Raw genomic sequence first — 18,013 nt, 5'->3', positions numbered from 1 at the left:
TGGGGCGAATCGACGATGGCTGTTGCCGGTTTCGATTCCGCGGTTACATTGAACCGGTTTGCCCGGATGGATGTACTGACATTGACCACTCTAAAACCTGCCGACCAAGCCGACGTTGATACCCTGGGCCAAGAAATCCGTCAGCGTAAGCCGTTCCTGTGGAAATGCGGCACCACTGATCACGCCGGGCGGAAGTTGCGACGGGTTAACGTTTTGGTCAATTACGGTACCGGGACGAAGTGCTTGGCTCCAATAGTGCAATGTGTATCCAAGTCGCAACTCCCAGCAAGGATTCATTTGGTAAATTGCATTTAGGGATAGTTCCGGAAGCATCGCGAAGTTTTTTACGTTGTAGCTTCCGATATTGGACGGCAGCGCTAGCAGGCCGCCACTGCTCGTGACAGATGTCTGTCCAGCAGGCGTCGTTGTCGTTTGGCCGCCGATGTAAGCGTTTGACTCGACACTACCAATCGAAAGTTTCGTAATCAATTGCAGGCTCATGCGATCAGTCAGGACTGCTCGCAGTCGATTTCCGATTGTGAAGCCATTGAAAGTGTTGTCGACATCAAAGCGGTCGGTCGACCTGATTCGCGTACCTTCGGCGGCACCAGAAGCAGCGTCTAAAGATGTCGATGAATCGTTGACGTGAATGAACTCATCAAGGCGAGAGCCACGGTAGCCAAACATGACCTGGCTATCGTAACATGCGTTGCGCGCGATGTCGCGGATGGCCAGCACGTCCCATGCAGATAACTTGGTTCCGGCGGAGGCTTCAATGCTGCCGGTGGCAATGTTCGGGAAAGCGATCAGGTTCGACGCTTGTTGGTTCGTTTGAACGTTGAAGAATGGGCGTGCAAGAATCGCATTGGAGCCAGAAAACCGGTCATTATTCTCGCCTAGGAACAGATACTCTGCATTGATACTCCAACCGCTTCGATTATCAAGTCGCCATTCCGTCCCGAACCTTCCGCCTTGGCTTGAACTGCTGACAACATCATCACCGAATAGCGTTGACGTGGACGCGAGTCCCATCACACCGGCATCGATCCGATCGGTACCTGCGGAAGAAGTCGTTACTAACGAGGGAGCACCCATATCGGATGCCCACCAATTGATAAACTCTCCGTAGACGTGAAAGCTACCAAAACTTTGATTTTGGCAATGTCGCATGTTGCAACATTGGGATTCATACTGCGGGGCGGCATCACAACCGAGTTCGTTGTGTCCGGATTGATATCGGCACGACGATTCGTATCGACAGTGAGTCTGAGCGTGAACATTGACATGCAGTACTACTGCTGCGGAGAACGCAATGATCCAGGCGACGAATTTGTACCTTGGCCGCGGATTAACCATCATAATTTCCGAAACTTTAGCAAAGGCGGCCAAGGTTGGATAACGAACTTGGTGTGCGATACTCATGGCCAATGCCGAAGCACGAGCCCCTACGGCTAGTTGTCGGCAAACAGCAAGTTTGCCGGTGAGGCAATCTGCGTAAGTTTTAACGATTGTTTCGATTTTGCCGAAATCCCAGCATTTCCCCACCTAAGGAGTGTCGCCAGCCCCCATTGCAGTTAAGATCGTCGTGTGTTCCGGCGCATTTGACGGGACGGAATAAGGATCTAACGGGGCGTTTCCTGAAGCCTGTGACGCAGTGGAGGCACATTTGCACTTCGGGACGGACAAATATATCGCTTGCGCCACTGATGAAACGGTTTACCCCGCGTTTGTCTGGGCGAAACGACGGTTAACCGGTTCTGTGTTTACGTAATGGGTTGGTTACTAGAATATGGGCAGAAATTCTTTGCTGAAACGCAAACGAGTGCATAGGCGTTTCACGAAACGAAGCGTATTTAGCGTTGAGCGTCTCGAGTTGCGCCGAATGCTTGCAAACGGCGGTTCGATCGCTGGAACCGTTTTTTTGGATACAGATGCCAGCGGAACATATGCTGCTGCTCATGATGTGGGGATTCCAGGTGTCATCATGACGCTCACCGGGACTAGTTCTGCCCCGGGAACCGATGCCCAGCCATTTACGCTACAGGCCGTCACTGATGACGAAGGGAAGTATCAATTTACGGGAATAGGTGCCGGTTCATTTACCCTGACTCAGTCACAACCGTCCGCGTGGCAAGATGGCGAAGAATCAGCGGGAAGCCCCGCAGGGCAGGTCAGCGATAATCAAGTTGTCTTCGCAAATTGGCCCGATGACACAAACGGTACGGGGTACGACTTCGGTGAACTGGCAATCTTACCGCAGTTTGTTTCGAAGCGATTGTTTTTGAACTCCTCGTCAAAGGAGGCTTTTCGCAATCTTAACGCTGCAATGATTCAGCAGGGCGGTGATTTTGACACGGCGGATGGCATTCGTTCACGAAGTCTACCGTCAACCGTTGCGTTGTCAGGTTCTGGCGGCGGTTCAGTATCCAATCCAATCAATAAGGCTCCGGTAAGTTTCGCAATCAGCCCTGCTTCGGTCGCAGAGAATAGTGCCGTCGGCAGCGTCGTCGGCGCTGTCACTGCCGTTGATCCTGACGGAAATACGCCGCTAACGTTCGGTCTTAGCAACGACGGGCTCGGAACCTTCGAGCTCGTCGGCACAGAGATTCGCGTGAAGAACAACTCGCTGCTGGACTTTGAATCGCGAGATTCGATTTCAATTACGGTGACAGCAACGGATTCATTGGGCGGAGTCGGCTTCGCAACGCTGCCAATTAAGATCACGGATGTTGAAGATGGTAAGCCGATCAACATGCCTCCGAGTGCTATCATGCCAGCCGAAATCACGCTTGAAGAGAACACTGCAGTAGGAACTCTTGCCGCAAATCTCTTTGCAACAGATCCAGAAGGTGACCCCATCACCTACTCACTGACCGATAGCGATACGGGCACCTTTGAGATCGCAGATGGCAATCAATTGCGAGTGTTGAATTCGAGCAAACTGGATTTCGAGTCTCGGCCAACGTTTACCATTATTGCAAATGCTGCGGATACGGCGGGTAACTCCACGCCGACCACGATCACGGTGAATCTAACGAATGTCAATGAGGCACCGCTTTTGATTACGCCCTTTACCGATTTGGCAGTCAACGAAGACTCCAGCATCAGCACGCTGGACGTCGGCACTCATTTTCAAGATCCCGACGCGGGGACAACGCTAGTGTTTACCGCCACATCGTCGGAAGCTAGTATCGTTACGACCAGTGTGACGGGAAGCGTCCTGACTCTTCAACTTCAACCTGACGCCAACACATCGGCAGACGGTCCTGTTTCAATCACTGTCACTGCATCTGATGGAGAGCTGTCGGTCTCCGACACGTTTTCGATTACCGTCCGCCCTGTCAACGATGCTCCTGCCGTATTGGTAACGTCGAACGTGTCAAGCGAAGAAGACGCAGGTCCTCAAACGGTGCCCAACTTTGTAACGTCGATAGCGTCTGGCGCAGCGAATGAAGCATCTCAAAGCGTGACAGTTTCGGTCACGAACTTTACTAACAACCTGTTTGCCGCCGGGGGCGAACCAGAAATTGTTAACGGCGAGTTGCAGTACACAGCGGCCCCCAATGCCTACGGGCAATCTGTGTTGACGATCAGAGCGAGAGATGATGGTGGAACGGAGAATGATGGTAAGGATACAAGTACGACGCAAACAGCGACCATCACGATCACCCCTGTTAACGATGCCCCAACGGGTATCACATTTGCTTCGCCCAATGTTTCGTTGAACGCTGCGGTTGGCTCTACCGTGGGGGGCGTATTGACCGTTGTTGATCCCGATTCGGGCGATGATTACACATTTGCTTTGAACAACGATGCCGACGGACGATTCTCGTTGTCGAACAATCGATTAGTATTGGCGAACAATACCGGGCTTTCTGTGGGGCAAACCTTTTCCGTTACTGTTCAAGCGACGCGTACTCCGCTGAGTGAATTAGCAGAAACGATCGAACAAGATTTCACAATCACGGTTGTAGCGGTGGAGGCCAGAGTTGTGACGCTCGGATCAGCTACGGTTAGTGGCACTGCTTCACAGACGGCCCAACTTCCAATTGTTGTTTCGGAAACCCAGGACATCCTGGGAATTGACTTCGCGATCAAATACGACAAGACTCGCTTGAGCCTGTTTAACTCCGGAGAACGGCCAACTAGCCAGACCGCATCAGTTCGCCTTGGAACGGCACTCACAGGGTGGTTGTTGAGCTGGGATGTCAACGAAGATTTCAGCACGTCTGAGGGGTTACTCGTCGTCACGATTGCCAACGTCAATGAGTTGCCTCAAATGACGAATGGGCAACTCCTAATCCTCGATTTTGATCTCGTGCCGGAGAGAACAGGCGTTGCTAGCGTTTCTTGGATCGCAGAACAAGGCAACTTACGTTCGGAATTGAACGAGGGGCAAATACCGGTGACGCTACTGGACGGTCAGATTCAAATTCAGTGACCAACAGATCGGAACCCTATTGCGAACTTGGAACAGGAACTTCTTCGCTGTTGAATCGAAAGACTTCAGTTGTGATTATTTCAGGCTTCGCAAAAGTGAACGTAGGGTGCTGTTGGTAGGCTGCCGGTCCTCTTTTCTGAAACCTCAGGCGGATAGCGCTGAGTGAATTCAAGTAGCACCGGGGGAACGACGGCAATCTCGCGTTGATTTTGTTTTCAGCCTAAGTGTCGCGAGGAGGTTTGGAGTGCTCTCCAAAAACTGATCCAGGTGGTATGAGAATCTAGAGCCCGATGATGAGCAAGGAGATTCTCGGATGACCAAGAAACGAAGACGCCACACACCGGAGCAGATCGTCAAGAAACTTCGTGATGCCGAGGTGATGCTCAACGCTGGCAAGAGCATGGAAGACGTCTTGAAAATGCTCGAAGTGAGTGAAGCCACCTTCGATCGTTGGCAGAATCGATTCGGTGGGATGAAGAGCGAGGAAGCCAAACGGCTCAAGGAACTTGAGGGTGAGAATGCGCGACTGAAGCGTCTTCTTGCTGAGGCAGAGCTCGACAAGGCGATGCTCAAGGAAGCACTTCGGGGAAACGACTGAGCCCGCCCCATAAGCGGCAAACCGTCGAACGGTTGCGACGGAGGTTCTCCGTGTCTGAGTGTCGGGCCTGCCGCGGCGTTGGATTCTCGCGGAGCAGTGTTCGTTATGTACGCAGAACCAACAATGATGACGAAGCGATTGCATGAACTGGCTCGGGAGCGTCCCAGGTTCGGCTATCGCCAGATGACTCGCCTGCTGAGATTGGAAGGGTTTCGAGTGAGCTTCAAGCGTATTCAACGGATCTGGCGAGCAGAGGGCCCGAAAGTGCGACGAAAACGGAAGAACAAGCGAGCGAAGGGAACGTCGAAGAACGCGTGTTCTTGGCTTCGAGCTCAGCGTCCCAATCATGTTTGGTGCTGGGACTTCGTCTTCGATCACACCACTAACGGGCAATCGCTGAAGTGACCTCAATCGTTGACGAATACACGCGTCGCTGCATTACGTTGGATGTCTCGCGGACCATGACCAGTGAAGATGTGATCAACCGTTTGGCAGAGTTGTTTGTAATGCACGGCGTTCCGGAAGCGATCCAGAGCGACAACGGTCCCGAATTTGTGGCCAAGGCGATTCAAGACTGGCTGGCTCCCTTGGAGGTCGCCACGCTGTACATCGAGCCTGGCAGTCCTTGGCAGAACGGATATGCCGAGAGCTTTCACAGCCGACTACGGGATGAGTTATTGAACATGGAAGAGTTTGACAGCGTGCGTCACGCTCGTGCCCACGCTTCGGCCTGGCGAGAGGACTAAAACGTCTATCGGCCGCACAGTTCACTCGGTGTCCTCCCCCAGATGAGTTCGCGCGTCGCTGTGCTGATTCCGCTACGTTTGCTGCGCAAACTCCGCTCCATCAGCACAGCGAAACCAAACCTGTTCCCCAATCCTTACCCTCATAACACTTGGATCAAAAACGGGGGCCTTCCAGTCTAACACGGCGATCAACTCCTTTTTTCCATCGAGAGTTGCTCCCATTAGCACCAGCAAGCACTTCTCCCAGGCGGACCTTCGCGTGAATGCCATCAGCCCAGAGGTAAACATATTGCTTACCCGAGAGATCGCGTTTGTTCCAGTCGTCGTACTCGCTGCACCACTGCTCTTTGAGACGATATTCGGCGTTCGCGCTCAGGCCAGCAGCCGCTCGCCCACGAGCGATTGAAGCGTTTCGCCCAAATCACCCGTGGAGATACCTTTGAGGTACAGCCAAGGGATCAGTTCTTCGGTAGCTACGGTTCTCCGCAACTTCCCGTATTTTCAAGCTGCGAAAGATGGTTCGCTCGGAGCTACCACCTAGAGCGGGCACTGATGTCGTAACCGACCCCCTCTAGAACACGAGTGACCTCACGGTACATGTTCGAGTATCGGCCCCCGCAACGCTCCTCAAGCTGATGCTTTGTAAGCTCCGCTAGTTCGTCAGTGTCAGAGACCTGGCCTTGCTTTAATCTTTGTCGCGTCTTTGCGGTGAGGTCGAGATGTTCAGTCGATTTGTTTATGCGAGCAATTGGTTCATCTGTTTCGGGGCGTGGAGGTGTCGGCGTAATAGGGCAGATTGAGTCAGCGTACCATTGTGCCCATGGCATCCATTTTGCAAACGACTCAGGATCAATCGGCTTAATCGTTTGAGAGGCTATCTTGCCATCAAGATCGGCAAGGTAGTCGCGGATCTGCCCCGCACGGCCCCAGTCGTTTGCACAGGCTTCCAAGTTCTTAATTCGCTCGGACTCAAGCTCTGCAGATGCTTTCTTGGCCTCGCGAGTCTTCATGGCTTCCCGCTCCTGCCTTTCTTCGCATTGCCTGTCTAGTCGACGTTCACGCTCATGAAGCACCCATTTTTCCAGTGCTACAGCGACATTTCCCAGGACACTTTCGAGCCGCTGGACCTTTCCGTCAGACCAGCTCTTTCGCAATCCTTCGCCCCATTCGTCGATGCTCAGCGTTAATTTGCCGGTTGCCTCGTATGTGTACTCCTTAAAGTAACGATCCTTTCTGGGTTTCTCGTGTCGAACGATCTGCTCACTGATCGAAATGGATACGCCGTCTTCGTCGCGTGCAAACCTAGTTCCAGGATCGCCAGCACTTACACAACCGCCAACGGATTCCCAATATCTGATCAAGGCCTCCAGAATACGCAATGCGCGGGTCAGAGATTTCTTTGTTACCGAGATGTCCAGGCAGCATTGCGATCCAACGGAAACCAAGCCACGGTAGCCTGCAGTCTCGCTACGAAGCTTTTCCCTTGCTTGGTCGACAAGACGGTGCGGATTTCGCAGGTCATCCTTCACGACAATTTCTGGAGTGGTCGCTACTGCGTCCACGTGTTTTGTGACCGGCTCAAAGCCTGCTCGAAAAAAGCGGATCTCTTCAAGATCTGTATCGTTGAGTTCCGGCAACTCTGGCTGGGGTGAGCCTTTTCCGTGTTCTAATTTTGCCCAGTGTCCGACAGGCGGTTTCGGGATCTTGTGTTTCTTGCACACTTTTGCCAAGCCGACACCGGAAAGGCCATACTTGGGGGCAATCTTCGTCATCGGCGCCGACCATACTTGGTCGAACAGTTCGCGTCTTTTCACGATCAAGAACTCATCAGCCATGCCATTCACCTCGACGAACGAAGACTGTCAAAACGGTTCCTAGATTCAGCGTTTGATCCCTGCATCCACAGTATCGCCGATGTAAATCCTGCTTGCTACAAGCAAAAATGGACGAAATCGTTAGGCTAAATCCGAAGCGTTTTTGCGTCATATACCTTGATGGGATGGCCTAGCTTTCAGCGGTTGCGTGTGGCAGTCGTGCTGGCCTTTCGATGTCTCCGTCAAGGAGTTCTTTGATGTCGCACGTTGTTTCGGTGCAGACTCAGGTTCGTGATCCGGTTGCGATTCGTGCCGCTTGTGGTCGGTTGGCTTTGCAGCCGCCGACGTTTGGTCTGGCCAAGCTGTTTTCAGATTCGAAGTCGGGCTGGATCGTTCAGTTGACGAAGTGGCGGTATCCGGTGGTTTGCGATGTAAACACCGGTAGCGTTGAATTCGACAACTTCGAAGGCCGCTGGGGCGACCGGGCAAAGCTCGATCAGTTTCTGCAAGCCTACGCGGTCGAGAAGGCGACGCTGGAAGCTCGCAAGAATGGCCATTCGGTGACTGAACAGTCGCTCGAAGATGGTTCGATCAAGCTGACCGTTAATGTCGGAGGTGCATCTTGAAAACGATCGAGATCATCGTGACAGCTGACGGGCAAAGCCGTGTCGAAACGAAAGGCTTCGTTGGCAGCGAATGCCAACAAGCGAGCCACTTCATGGAACAGGCTCTTGGCTCGCGACAAGGCGAGCATCTGAAAGCGGAGTTCCACCAATCGTCCGTGTCGGAGCAGCAGCGCACGTCGCAGGGATGACCTGCTGACGGTGCCGTTGCTCGGTTCTTATTTACCGCACACAAAAGGGAGATGCTATGTCGCTAACGCAGCGATTGCAGGAGTACGTCCGCGCGTGCTTCACAGGGATCTGGATTCAATCGCATGAACACCACGATGCGATTTTGGAGATGACTCAGATGTGCCGGCAGGAAGGCTGGCGAGTGGCGAATTGGAACATTGCATCCGGTTTGCATTGTGGCGGCGAACCGCTCAGTGTCGACGCAAACGATCCTCTCGCGGCGATCCGGTCGGCGAAAGCGATTGCGGATGTCGATGGAACAACGCTGCTGGTCCTGGAGAACTTCCATCGGTTCATGCAGTCTCCGGAAATCGTTCAATCGCTTGCTCAACAGGTTCTGTCGGGCAAACAGGCGCGGACGATCCTGGTTGTTCTGGCACCGGTGGTGCAGCTGCCGGTTGAACTCGAAAAGTTGTTTGTGGTTGTCGATCACGATCTGCCCGATCGCGAACAACTGGCGTCGATCGCTCAAGCCGTCGCGACGGAAGTAGGTGAATTGCCAAGTGGTGAATCGCTCGACCGCGTTCTTGATGCCGCTTCAGGTCTTACTCGGTTCGAGGCGGAGAATGCGTTTGCGTTGTCGCTCGTTCGCGAAGGCCGTTTGACGGCTGAAACGATGTGGTCGAAGAAATGCCAGGCACTTACCAAGAGTGGACTGCTTCAGCTTTATCGCGGTGATGACGACTTCAGCAAACTCGGCGGACTGTCCGCGCTCAAGAGTTTCACGAAGCGTGCGTTGCTTCAACGGAGCCGCGATATGCCACGAAAGCGACCTCGAGGCGTGATGCTCTTGTCGCCGCCGGGGTGTGGGAAATCGCACTTCTGCAAAGCCCTGGGACGAGAAACAAGAAGGCCCGTGCTGCAGATGGACATCGGCAGTCTGATGGGTTCGCTCGTTGGGCAGTCGGAGGAACGGACTCGGACGGCGCTACAGATCGTCGATGCGATGGCTCCCTGCGTACTGATGATCGATGAGGTTGAAAAAGCGTTCAGCGGCGTCAGCGGTTCGGGATCCAATGACAGTGGCGTGTCGGCGCGGATGTTCGGTACGTTCCTTCAATGGCTCAATGACCATGAGAGCGATGTGTTCGTCGTTTGCACGAGCAATGATGCATCAAGGTTGCCTGCTGAGTTCAGCCGTTCGGAACGCTTCGATGGTGTGTTCTTTTTGGACCTGCCAGGTCGCACGGAAAAGGACACGATCTGGTCGATGTACCTGGAGCTGTTCGGTTTGGACGCCAACCAGAAGAAGCCGTCCGATGCCAATTGGACGGGTGCGGAAATCCGGGCATGTTGCCGTCTTGCTGCGCTGCTGGACCTGCCCATCGTACAAGCTGCATTGAATGTCGTTCCCGTTGCGGTGACATCAGCTGAATCGGTTGAGTCGCTCCGCAAATGGGCTTCAGGACGATGTTTAGATGCGGACAAGACGGGACTCTATCAACACAGCAGCCGACAGTCCTCCAGCCGTCGCCGCGTCGCTCGGACCGATCCATCCGCCAACTGATCGCGAGGTTCCCCTGCACCCGCCAAGCCCAAAGGGGCTGATTTGGCTAAAAAACACCGCCAAAGGGGCCGCCCCTGCGCCCGCCAAGTTAAACTATGCACATAACGCGGGGCCGGTCCGTTGGTTTGCTACCGCAAGCCGTTTTCGTGCTCAGGAGCAAACCACTGCGGGCATTCGAAGGACCGCGTGGCTGTCTGTGTTAACCCTAAGTGTGAAGAGTCTACCTGTGGTATGCGACATCACTGGATCAGGTTGGCTGTTTCACAAATTCTAAAACTCAAGCAATGAAGGAATCGCAATGGAAAATGATCCGGCAGATCAGCCGCGCGACTCACGTCTGACTTCACTCCGACGACTACCTTGGTTCAGCTATGCCATATTGTCGTTCGGGATCTTGGGAATGGTCTGGGCGATTAGTCTCTTCGGTGTATTCGGCCCGGTCTTGGGACCGTTCCCAAGTGTCGTTGTATCGATCGCAATGATGGCCATGCTGATTTCTGCTCTCTTCGCGTTCTCGGCACGCGTGTTGAACTATGTCTTGCCGACGCGGGTTGAACCAGATGCCAGTCCCAAGCTAAGGCGAATCGGAGGCGCATTGGCCGTAGGCTTCATTTTGGTTGCGGCAGTCGGTGTTGTTTTCTCTGCCGCAAGAGATATCTCAAACAAACAACAACAAGAATGGCAGGCGATCCAAGTCACCAGCGACGGGTTTGTCGTCCAATGCCCGAAGAGCTTTGAAGCTGAGAATTCATCTCCTCTCGCTCCGGGTGCCATACAGATGCTCGATACGCCTCGCGACCTTCTTTTCGTAATGGCAGTGAGCCCCCGGAAAGATGTGGCTGCACAGATCCTTCGAGAGCATGCTGAAAACCTTGCCGCTGTTTTTCACGCCGAAGTCCCTGATGCAACAGCTAGCGAACTGCTGGTGACCAGCATCAACGGGCACCCTCTGACTCGGCAGAAGTTCACCTACGCCGCCGGCCCTTCGAATATCGACGTGTTGGTGGAATGCCATGAGTTTCCCGAGCACATCGTCGAAGCGAGATACCTGTCGACACCAAGTCGGCTTGAAGGCTGGATGCCAGAAGTTGATGAAATTTCAAGCTCGATCTATCAGACAGCAACTGAATAGCTGAGCGTCCCGCGTCGACGCAATGTTCGCTCAGTTTCGCGATCCAAACCCAATAGGCCCATTCCATACGGAACGGGCCTTTTTTCGTTTTCCCCCGACACTGAACTTAAAAGAGATTTCAATGCAAACACTTACAGAAGAGCCTCCATCCCAGGTGACGCAATCGAATCACGGACATCAGCTGCGAGCCACGATGGCAGCAATGCGGATTTCGTACACCTGGTTCGGAACTCGCAAGTCGCTGTCTCGTGAGCAGAAAGCTCAAGCGGCCGATACATTCCATGCGGAGGGAAAGTATCTCAGCGCCGGAAAAAAGCTTATCGACACCGGCGATCCGAGCTTTCGAGCCGTGACCGCAGTCCGCACGCAGGTGAATTCCTTTTTCAAAGGAACGAGTCTGCCTTATCCCGAATCCGGAATTCGGTTGGTTCCGCAAGGGACGCTCGATGAAATCAATGTGCGGATGTTGCAGTTTCAATCGCAGTTGGCCGAAGCGGTCGAGGCGCTCGATGCTCGCTTTGACGAACTGAAATACGAGGCACGCAACCGGCTGGGGGATCTCTTTAACGAGAGCGATTATCCGACAACGCTTCGGGGCCTGTTCGAGATCGGCTGGGACTTCCCCAGCGTTGAGCCGCCAGAGTACTTGCGACGCCTCAATCCACAGCTTTACCAGGAAGAGTGCGACCGCGTAAAGTCGCGGTTCGACGAAGCGGTACAGCTGGCCGAGATCGCGTTCACGGAGGAACTCAGCAGGATGGTCGAACACCTTGCCGAACGGCTGGCGGGGGCAGCTGATGGCACACCTAAAGTATTTCGCGATTCAGCGATCGATAACCTGACCGAGTTCTTCGAGCGATTCAAACGTTTGAACATCGGTTCCAACGAAGAACTTGAGCAGGTCGTGGAACGTGCCCGCCAAGTCATCGACGGCGTGGCACCTCAAACACTTCGCGACAACGATACGCTTCGGCAGCGCATCAGCAGCCAGCTGGCTGCGGTTCAGTCATCGCTCGATGGGATGATGGTCGACCGTCCCCGCCGCAATATCCTGCGACGCCCTCGGTGACGATCATGCAAATCGTGGTGACGGCTTCTGGTCGCGTGAAGAGCGTGTACGGGGAAACGATAAACCTCGCTTCCATCGGCACGCTCGATATTCAACGTGGCTCGCACGTCGAGCCTAACCAGGAAGGTCAATGGATGGCCGACCTTTCCCCCGTCGATGGCCCGTTGCTGGGACCGTTCGACAACCGAAGCGAAGCCCTGGCAGCGGAGGTTGCTTGGCTTCATGAGAACTGGCTCCTGTCGAACCTCGACTGAGTCACTTGCATTTCAGGTTTCCCTAAGCCCGTACAGGATGGCGTTGTGCCATCCGATACGGGCTTTTTTCGTTTTCACTTCCAAGCATTGGAGAACACACATGTTACAGGCAGATCTTTATCGAGATATCTCACGTGTCACGGGCGAGACAATCGCTACCGTCAAACGGCTCGGCTTTTTGGTCGCAGATCCATCCGAAACGATCAACGACCCCGATGCCGAACTTCTCGGCCCCCACGTCATCGACTGGGACGAGTTCCAAACGCAGCAAGAGGCGTGTAATGAAGACGAATTCATCGACTTCGCAACCCACTAAATCCGTCTACCGACTGGGCGTTGTTATTTACCGCCAGCGGCACGTCCAGCGTGTCGCTGGTTGTCGATATTTCCGCCGTGGCCGCCGGCGGAACAACGTCACCTACTCAAAACAATTCACCGGGAAGCTGACTCATGATCGCCTATCCAAAGAAAAGAGACACGGCTGATGAATTTCTCAACCACCAGCCCTGTTTAACGTTCACCCCCTACTGCATGGCCAAGCTGCTTTTCTTTCGCGATGCAGGTGAAACATGCGTTGGTGCCTTTGGTGTCGCGGCGACTGGCGATCCGATGCGTCTGGTCGACGTTGCCCTTCCGTGCCAGGTCTGCACGCCGTCAGCAATTGAATTGACCGATGAAGAACTTTCGACGCTGCAAGAACTGGCCCAGCGTGCGAGCAGTTCCTCATCGTCCTCGTATCACCATTGGATCGAGTTAAAGCCTCGTGCAGAAACTCCTGTTCGCGAGACCGCCGGTGCACTGACCGATCAGCTGAATGCAGCGTTCAATTGGCGGACCCACAGTGTGCTCGCTCGAGGTGACGAGACGAAAGCAAAACTGGTCGCCAGTGTCGGTCCACGCTGCGAACAGGAACTCAAGGTAGCCATCGACTTCGCCCGACCATTCAGCGGTTCTTTGCACGAAGCGTGGCTCAGAGAGTACGAATCCATGGTTCGGATTCACGATCCGTTCGATGACACCATCCGCTACTCATCGCACGACCCTGCGGCCGTAACAGGCGCCGCATGGAGTCGGAGCGAATGGGTGGCGTCTTAAGCAAACGTTGTTTCCCCATCCCTTTCACCTCCGCTTATCCATTGGAAGTTCATTCGATGAAATTGACGATCACTGTAGTCGGCCAGCCGACGCCACAATCCAATTCCGTTACATGCAAAGCTGACATTGAAATCGAATCGTTCGATCAGCAAGCTCTGTCGCAATTGGTGCACACAGCACAGCAATGCGATTCGGTCGTCCGACTGGCTGGTAGTTCGGGCGGCGACTTGGCACGATCCGCATCCCCCGGCCAGAGGGGATTCGCGGCAAACCATCGCTCAGGCCCTCGGCTGGCAACCGAAAAGCAGGTTGGAGCGATCAAGACCATGGCCAAACGCCAGGGGATCGACCTTAACCCCATTCTTCACGACGAGTTTGCTGTTTCCTCGACCGCCGCACTCTCTATCAGCCAAGCATCGGAACTGATCGACAGGCTGAAAAGCAACCTCTTGTCGGTCTAACGACCGATCCCCGTGGCGGCCACATGTGCCGTCCCTCTCCCTTCCCACACCGTCAGCCGATGTGGGTCATACAACCTCAAGGAAGCCATGAACAATCAACTTCAAGGATCGCTCCAGTTCCTCATGTGGCTGGGGGTTGCTGCCCTAGCCACCTCGCTCGCAGGTGGCGGATGGGCTCCGATGACAGCCTGGATCGTGGCCGCACCCGTCGTTATCTGGTGCGCAAACGTGCTCGACAGGCTAGTGCTTTGTCAGGCTTTGATTTTGGGGTAGAGGGATTTTAGTTTTGTTCTCGCATCTTTGACTTGGAATTGCCAGTCAACGCCACGCTGTCTTCTGTTTGAGTGTGAGGACCACGCCTGTGTTTCCTTTCTCAGCGGCGCAATCGTCGCGAATCGACGACCGTTGATACACTGCCGCGTCATTGAACTGAGTTCGTTCTCAGCCGCGTTGAGCCAACTTCCATGCTTGGGTGTGTAACGGAACTCGATGCGACGAACCAAGGCACGGGCTTTTTCTGGCTTAAAGGCCTCGTAGAAGGCGCCTTTGGTGTGGGTATTGAGATTGTCACATACCAGGATGATCTTCTTCGCCTTTTTGTAGCGTGTCGTCAGCAGTGCCTCCATTTCGATGGCCCAATCGACCTTGGTTCGCTTTGGACGCACGGTGACTTCTCTCCATCCGGCCAGCGGCTCGGTGAACATGAACACGCTGGCGGTTCCGCACCGTTCATACTCGTAATCGACGCGTCGAGCATGATTGCGGGTCGCCGGGATCGGCGTTCGCGTCTCTTTGTGAAGCTGGACCGGCTGTTCGTCCATGCACACCACGGGATAGTCCGAATCATACGGTTCTTCGTAGGTATCTAGGACTTCTTCCATGCACGCTACAAATTCGGAGTCGGCGTCGGGTGGAATCACCCAATACTGGATCTTGCGATTGGTCATGCCGTTTTTTTAAGCGTTTGGCGAACGGTTTCGTAGCTGATCGAGTCCACGATCCCCAGTTCTACCACGTGGTCTGCCAACAGACGCAGCGACCAACTCGCGAACCCTTTGTGAGGTTTCCCCAACCGCAAGGCGATCACTTTCGCTTCTTGCTTTCCGTCAAGCGTCTTCTCTCGCGGGGCGCTCAAACGCGGTTTCCCGTGCAGCGCCGTATCGAACCCTTCGGTCACCAAACGTTTGCGAAGATTCTCCACGGTCTGAATCCGACACGCCAAAGCTTCCGCGATTTTGGCGTCGCTCCAGCCAGGTCCTTCCGTGTCAGCTTTGAGAAGGATCATCGCCCGCCGTACCTTCTGCGAGGAGCCTTTCAGCTTCTTTACAATCGCCTTCAGTTCTTCCCGTTCTGTATCCGAAAGCCGAACGATATACTTCTTAATCATCGAATCCTCCGTGACTCGTGGGGCAATCGACCCACAAACTCCCGGATTCTTCCAATTCAGGAAACCCCAATTCCTAAGGCTGACAAAGCACTAGGGTAACACTCCTTTTATTGGGTTCAGAACATGCAAGATTTGATCCTCTACGGCGCCTGTATCGTTGCCACGATCTACGGCTTGCAAAGGGCCCGAGGCAGCTCACCACGCCCAGCACCGGCACGTCGTCGCGCGAGCCGCAAGCCGTGCAGTAAGTGCGGTCGGCGCTGAGCTACGATGCGTCTCTGGACGCACTTGAGCCCGTCCTGTCGGTGACGGAACGGGCTCTTTTTTTAGCTATCACAGGCCCGCGAGCTCTGCTAAATCGGCGGGCTTCCCCCGTGAAGCAGCCGGCATTTTGCATGCAAGAACTCTTCGGTAGGCGTTGCGTGCGACGCGAAGCCCCATTGAGGCCCGCCAACGGTGTTACTTATTGCAAGTCCAGAGGTCCTCACTTGCAAACAAGTCTGCCGTAAACCCTTTACCGGGAGAGAGTTGCGTCACAACTTTACGCATCTTAACCTCCTGGACATTTTCAGTTCTCTCCTCGAATCGTGAGTGAATCCGTATTCAGCCCCCGAGAGGCCAGATAGAACGCCCGGCCAAAGAGGTCCCCTTTAAACTCTAACCGCCAGGATTCACATGCAGCTGCACCTAGATCCGCAAAATTCCATCCAGCTACTTTTTTTTTCTGAACGTCCGTTCTCGCTGTGGCAGATTCTGTTGCGCCAACCGGAATGATTGCCTAACACAACGTCGTCAATTCACAAAATTCCATATTCGGCGAACGGATAATTGCTGACTAATCGATATCGCCAGAAAAGTGGCTCGGAGAAATTAGAGCGTCACACGCCACTCCAAATCTGAAAGGGGCAAGGATGGACAATTGAAACGGCTCCGCAGGCCCTCTCCAAGCTCAGAACAAACCAAGCGTGCGTGACCGGCCTCACAAGAACCGCAAAGATCGACACCGTCAAACCAGTCGCGCCAACTTAAGCTGAGTTTGGTAGTTGGGCCGCTCCCCACGTCCAGAATTGACAGGCGCGCACCGCAATAAAAGACCTCTGGCAACCAACGCAATAGTCGGTGCAATGCAGCCATAGGACAACTTGCAGTATCCCTGTGGCAATTGTATGGGAAACATCGGCACATCGCGTCTGCCACGTGTTGAAGCATCGTTGAAAGCAACTTCAGATCGCTAGGCCATCAAAGAACAACTCGACAACGTGAAAAAGATCGGCAGCGAGGGTTTTCAACAGCAGAGCAATACCTAGTTGGACGCATGCTAAAGAGATCTTTGCGGCAGGCGATATACGATGGCGGAACAAGACTGCAGAGCCACTCTTCCTGAGCATCTATATGGCTCGGAGTGATCGTCTGCAGGTAAGCTATCTCGCATACCGCAGTGCACGCATCTACGACGAAAATACGAGTGCGCAATGCAACAAAACGGACTGCCCAATTGCAGACACGTTAAGCCGGATGACTCAAAAAATGCGAGTCAACTTGAACCGCCTGCGTTTGGTGGCAGCTCGGCACAACAGAACGCCTGACTCGCCCGACTGAAGAAAGCAGGGGACCATGGTCGGGGCAATATAGATTCGCACGGCGAGGCACTTTCCACCGGGGTTGGCCTTCGGAAAACGCTGAGCATTTCCACGGGTTTCACCCAGGCATTTTGCATTTTTCTGGCTGGATCTTTGTTTGATTGCCCTCACGGCCCCACTTCGAATCCCCATTCACCAACAAGTTTAAAATCACGCTCGACAATCTTCTCTCCTTCGATATCGCGGACAGTCCCCGGCAGGCAAATCTGAGCTCTCGAAAAAGCCACGGCAGCTTCGTCGAGTAAACGGGCGATAGTACGAGACAGTGGAATGACCAAAATTGACTCGTTGGGGCTGGTGAGGTTCGTAATTTGATGCGCTACAGCGACGTCTGATGTTAAAGCAACCCCTTCATCGTGCAGCACAAGCACTGGCCTGAAACCTTCGTTGATCATTTCGAGACATTGATTGATCATATTTGGTTCAAATGTTTGGGTCGTCACATCGCGGGCCTCTCTGCCCAATCGCCGTGACCAATCTAGTATCTCATCGTTTATTCTTTCTCGAATCTCGGTAATGGCGTTTATACGTTCGGTATCCTGGCAAATCTTCGCAAAACTCCGACGCTCTCGCTTTTTTTCCAGCTTGGCCTGTTCTTCTTCAAATTCCCAGTTCGATCCGATTAGGGCTAGAATCTCGGCTCGAGACCTGCCTTCGTCGCTTAGCTTCTTAATACGTTTGCAGCGGTGTGCAACCCACCATGGCCAATAGTTTGTCTTGCCCCGGCCACTCGGATGAGCTCGCACTTCAGGTGGAGGAATGAGCTTACACTTGTACCATTGGGTCAATGTATTTCGAGAAACGTTACCTGCGCTTTCCATCAGCTCCTTGGAAGTGATCTCTTTTGACATTTTCCCACTTGTTGATTGGTTACTTGATTGCTAAAACCGAACACTGCACACTGAGCAGTGTATTGGCGTGTTTCAATCTGGTCAATGGACATTCGCGATGAACCCAGCTGCAATATCAATACACAATCTTACCAATAGTCGGCCCTCTCAGAACACATCTCATT

The 18,013-nt window shown here is 53.8% G+C and carries 14 protein-coding genes and 2 pseudogenes; 11 read left to right on the top strand and 5 right to left on the bottom strand.

The features are described from left to right. Positions 1–90: 90 nt before the first annotated feature. Positions 91–1,422 carry a BBP7 family outer membrane beta-barrel protein gene (locus CA51_RS06425; protein WP_145118860.1) on the bottom strand — a complete coding sequence of 444 codons (1,332 nt, stop codon included), beginning with the start codon at positions 1,420–1,422 and terminating at the stop codon, positions 91–93. Between the two features lie 460 nt (positions 1,423–1,882). Between CA51_RS06425 and CA51_RS06420 the strand changes: the two genes are divergently transcribed. Together CA51_RS06420 and CA51_RS06415 are read left to right on the top strand one after the other, a co-directional pair. Further along, positions 1,883–4,441, top strand: coding sequence for a cadherin domain-containing protein (locus CA51_RS06420; RefSeq protein ID WP_197451640.1), 2,559 nt, complete (start codon positions 1,883–1,885; stop codon positions 4,439–4,441). Positions 4,442–4,754: 313 nt separating this feature from the next. Continuing rightward, a pseudogene (locus CA51_RS06415) lies at positions 4,755–5,931 on the top strand (IS3 family transposase). 28 nt (positions 5,932–5,959) lie between these two features. On the opposite strand, the pseudogene CA51_RS26105 reads toward CA51_RS06415, so the two are convergent. Beyond that, positions 5,960–6,274, bottom strand: a pseudogene (locus tag CA51_RS26105) (transposase); the annotation flags it as partial. Between the two features lie 41 nt (positions 6,275–6,315). Then, complete coding sequence (locus CA51_RS06405) at positions 6,316–7,620, bottom strand: hypothetical protein (RefSeq protein ID WP_145118856.1); 1,305 nt, start codon at positions 7,618–7,620, stop codon at positions 6,316–6,318. A gap of 236 nt (positions 7,621–7,856) precedes the next feature. On the opposite strand from CA51_RS06405, the gene CA51_RS06400 reads away from it, so the two are divergent. The 9 genes from CA51_RS06400 (at position 7,857) to CA51_RS06360 (ending at position 13,971) form a co-directional block, all read left to right on the top strand. After that, positions 7,857–8,225, top strand: a complete 369-nt coding sequence (locus CA51_RS06400) for a DUF1257 domain-containing protein (RefSeq protein WP_145118854.1) — start codon at positions 7,857–7,859, stop codon at positions 8,223–8,225. Further along, positions 8,222–8,413 (top strand): DUF2997 domain-containing protein, encoded by a 192-nt coding sequence (locus CA51_RS06395; RefSeq protein ID WP_145118852.1) that lies wholly within the window; start codon positions 8,222–8,224, stop codon positions 8,411–8,413. Before CA51_RS06400 ends, CA51_RS06395 begins: the two co-directional genes overlap by 4 nt. A gap of 56 nt (positions 8,414–8,469) precedes the next feature. Continuing rightward, on the top strand, positions 8,470–9,960 hold the full coding sequence (locus CA51_RS06390) for an AAA family ATPase (RefSeq protein ID WP_145118850.1): 1,491 nt from the start codon (positions 8,470–8,472) through the stop codon (positions 9,958–9,960). Positions 9,961–10,258: 298 nt separating this feature from the next. Continuing rightward, complete coding sequence (locus tag CA51_RS06385; RefSeq protein WP_145118848.1) at positions 10,259–11,092, top strand: hypothetical protein; 834 nt, start codon at positions 10,259–10,261, stop codon at positions 11,090–11,092. A 121-nt stretch (positions 11,093–11,213) separates the two neighbouring features. After that, positions 11,214–12,161 carry a hypothetical protein gene (locus CA51_RS06380; RefSeq protein ID WP_145118846.1) on the top strand — a complete coding sequence of 316 codons (948 nt, stop codon included), beginning with the start codon at positions 11,214–11,216 and terminating at the stop codon, positions 12,159–12,161. A gap of 5 nt (positions 12,162–12,166) precedes the next feature. After that, positions 12,167–12,415 (top strand): hypothetical protein, encoded by a 249-nt coding sequence (locus CA51_RS06375; RefSeq protein WP_145124049.1) that lies wholly within the window; start codon positions 12,167–12,169, stop codon positions 12,413–12,415. A 100-nt stretch (positions 12,416–12,515) separates the two neighbouring features. After that, positions 12,516–12,731 (top strand): hypothetical protein, encoded by a 216-nt coding sequence (locus CA51_RS06370; RefSeq protein WP_145118844.1) that lies wholly within the window; start codon positions 12,516–12,518, stop codon positions 12,729–12,731. 134 nt (positions 12,732–12,865) lie between these two features. After that, positions 12,866–13,510: a hypothetical protein gene (locus CA51_RS06365; RefSeq protein ID WP_145118842.1), complete on the top strand. Its 645-nt coding sequence runs from the start codon at positions 12,866–12,868 to the stop codon at positions 13,508–13,510. Positions 13,511–13,566: 56 nt separating this feature from the next. Further along, complete coding sequence (locus CA51_RS06360; RefSeq protein ID WP_145118840.1) at positions 13,567–13,971, top strand: hypothetical protein; 405 nt, start codon at positions 13,567–13,569, stop codon at positions 13,969–13,971. A 251-nt stretch (positions 13,972–14,222) separates the two neighbouring features. On the opposite strand, the gene CA51_RS06355 is transcribed toward CA51_RS06360, so the two are convergent. Together CA51_RS06355 and CA51_RS06350 are read right to left on the bottom strand one after the other, a co-directional pair. Beyond that, positions 14,223–15,355, bottom strand: a protein-coding gene (locus CA51_RS06355; RefSeq protein ID WP_420821478.1) for an IS630 family transposase whose coding sequence is annotated in 2 segments (ribosomal slippage) — positions 14,223–14,920 and positions 14,920–15,355 — 1,134 coding nt in all. Because the reading frame shifts where the segments join, the coding sequence is not laid out codon by codon here. 1,750 nt (positions 15,356–17,105) lie between these two features. Next, positions 17,106–17,849, bottom strand: a complete 744-nt coding sequence (locus tag CA51_RS06350) for a hypothetical protein (protein ID WP_145118838.1) — start codon at positions 17,847–17,849, stop codon at positions 17,106–17,108. Positions 17,850–18,013: the final 164 nt, after the last annotated feature.

This window comes from Rosistilla oblonga (assembly GCF_007751715.1).
In the GTDB taxonomy this organism is placed as follows: domain Bacteria; phylum Planctomycetota; class Planctomycetia; order Pirellulales; family Pirellulaceae; genus Rosistilla; species Rosistilla oblonga.
This window is presented reverse-complemented; position numbering and strand designations above follow the sequence as displayed.

Bases quoted from the DNA above. Each gene is read 5' to 3' on its own strand.
- CA51_RS06370 (WP_145118844.1), top strand. From the start codon at position 12,516: ATGTTACAGGCAGATCTTTATCGAGATATCTCACGTGTCACGGGCGAG.
- CA51_RS06385 (WP_145118848.1), top strand. From the start codon at position 10,259: ATGGAAAATGATCCGGCAGATCAGCCGCGCGACTCACGTCTGACTTCA.
- CA51_RS06365 (WP_145118842.1), top strand. From the start codon at position 12,866: ATGATCGCCTATCCAAAGAAAAGAGACACGGCTGATGAATTTCTCAAC.
- CA51_RS06375 (WP_145124049.1), top strand. From the start codon at position 12,167: ATGCAAATCGTGGTGACGGCTTCTGGTCGCGTGAAGAGCGTGTACGGG.
- CA51_RS06405 (WP_145118856.1), bottom strand. From the start codon at position 7,620: ATGGCTGATGAGTTCTTGATCGTGAAAAGACGCGAACTGTTCGACCAA.
- CA51_RS06380 (WP_145118846.1), top strand. From the start codon at position 11,214: ATGCAAACACTTACAGAAGAGCCTCCATCCCAGGTGACGCAATCGAAT.
- CA51_RS06350 (WP_145118838.1), bottom strand. From the start codon at position 17,849: ATGTCAAAAGAGATCACTTCCAAGGAGCTGATGGAAAGCGCAGGTAAC.
- CA51_RS06425 (WP_145118860.1), bottom strand. From the start codon at position 1,422: ATGAGTATCGCACACCAAGTTCGTTATCCAACCTTGGCCGCCTTTGCT.
- CA51_RS06390 (WP_145118850.1), top strand. From the start codon at position 8,470: ATGTCGCTAACGCAGCGATTGCAGGAGTACGTCCGCGCGTGCTTCACA.
- CA51_RS06360 (WP_145118840.1), top strand. From the start codon at position 13,567: ATGAAATTGACGATCACTGTAGTCGGCCAGCCGACGCCACAATCCAAT.
- CA51_RS06420 (WP_197451640.1), top strand. From the start codon at position 1,883: ATGCTTGCAAACGGCGGTTCGATCGCTGGAACCGTTTTTTTGGATACA.
- CA51_RS06400 (WP_145118854.1), top strand. From the start codon at position 7,857: ATGTCGCACGTTGTTTCGGTGCAGACTCAGGTTCGTGATCCGGTTGCG.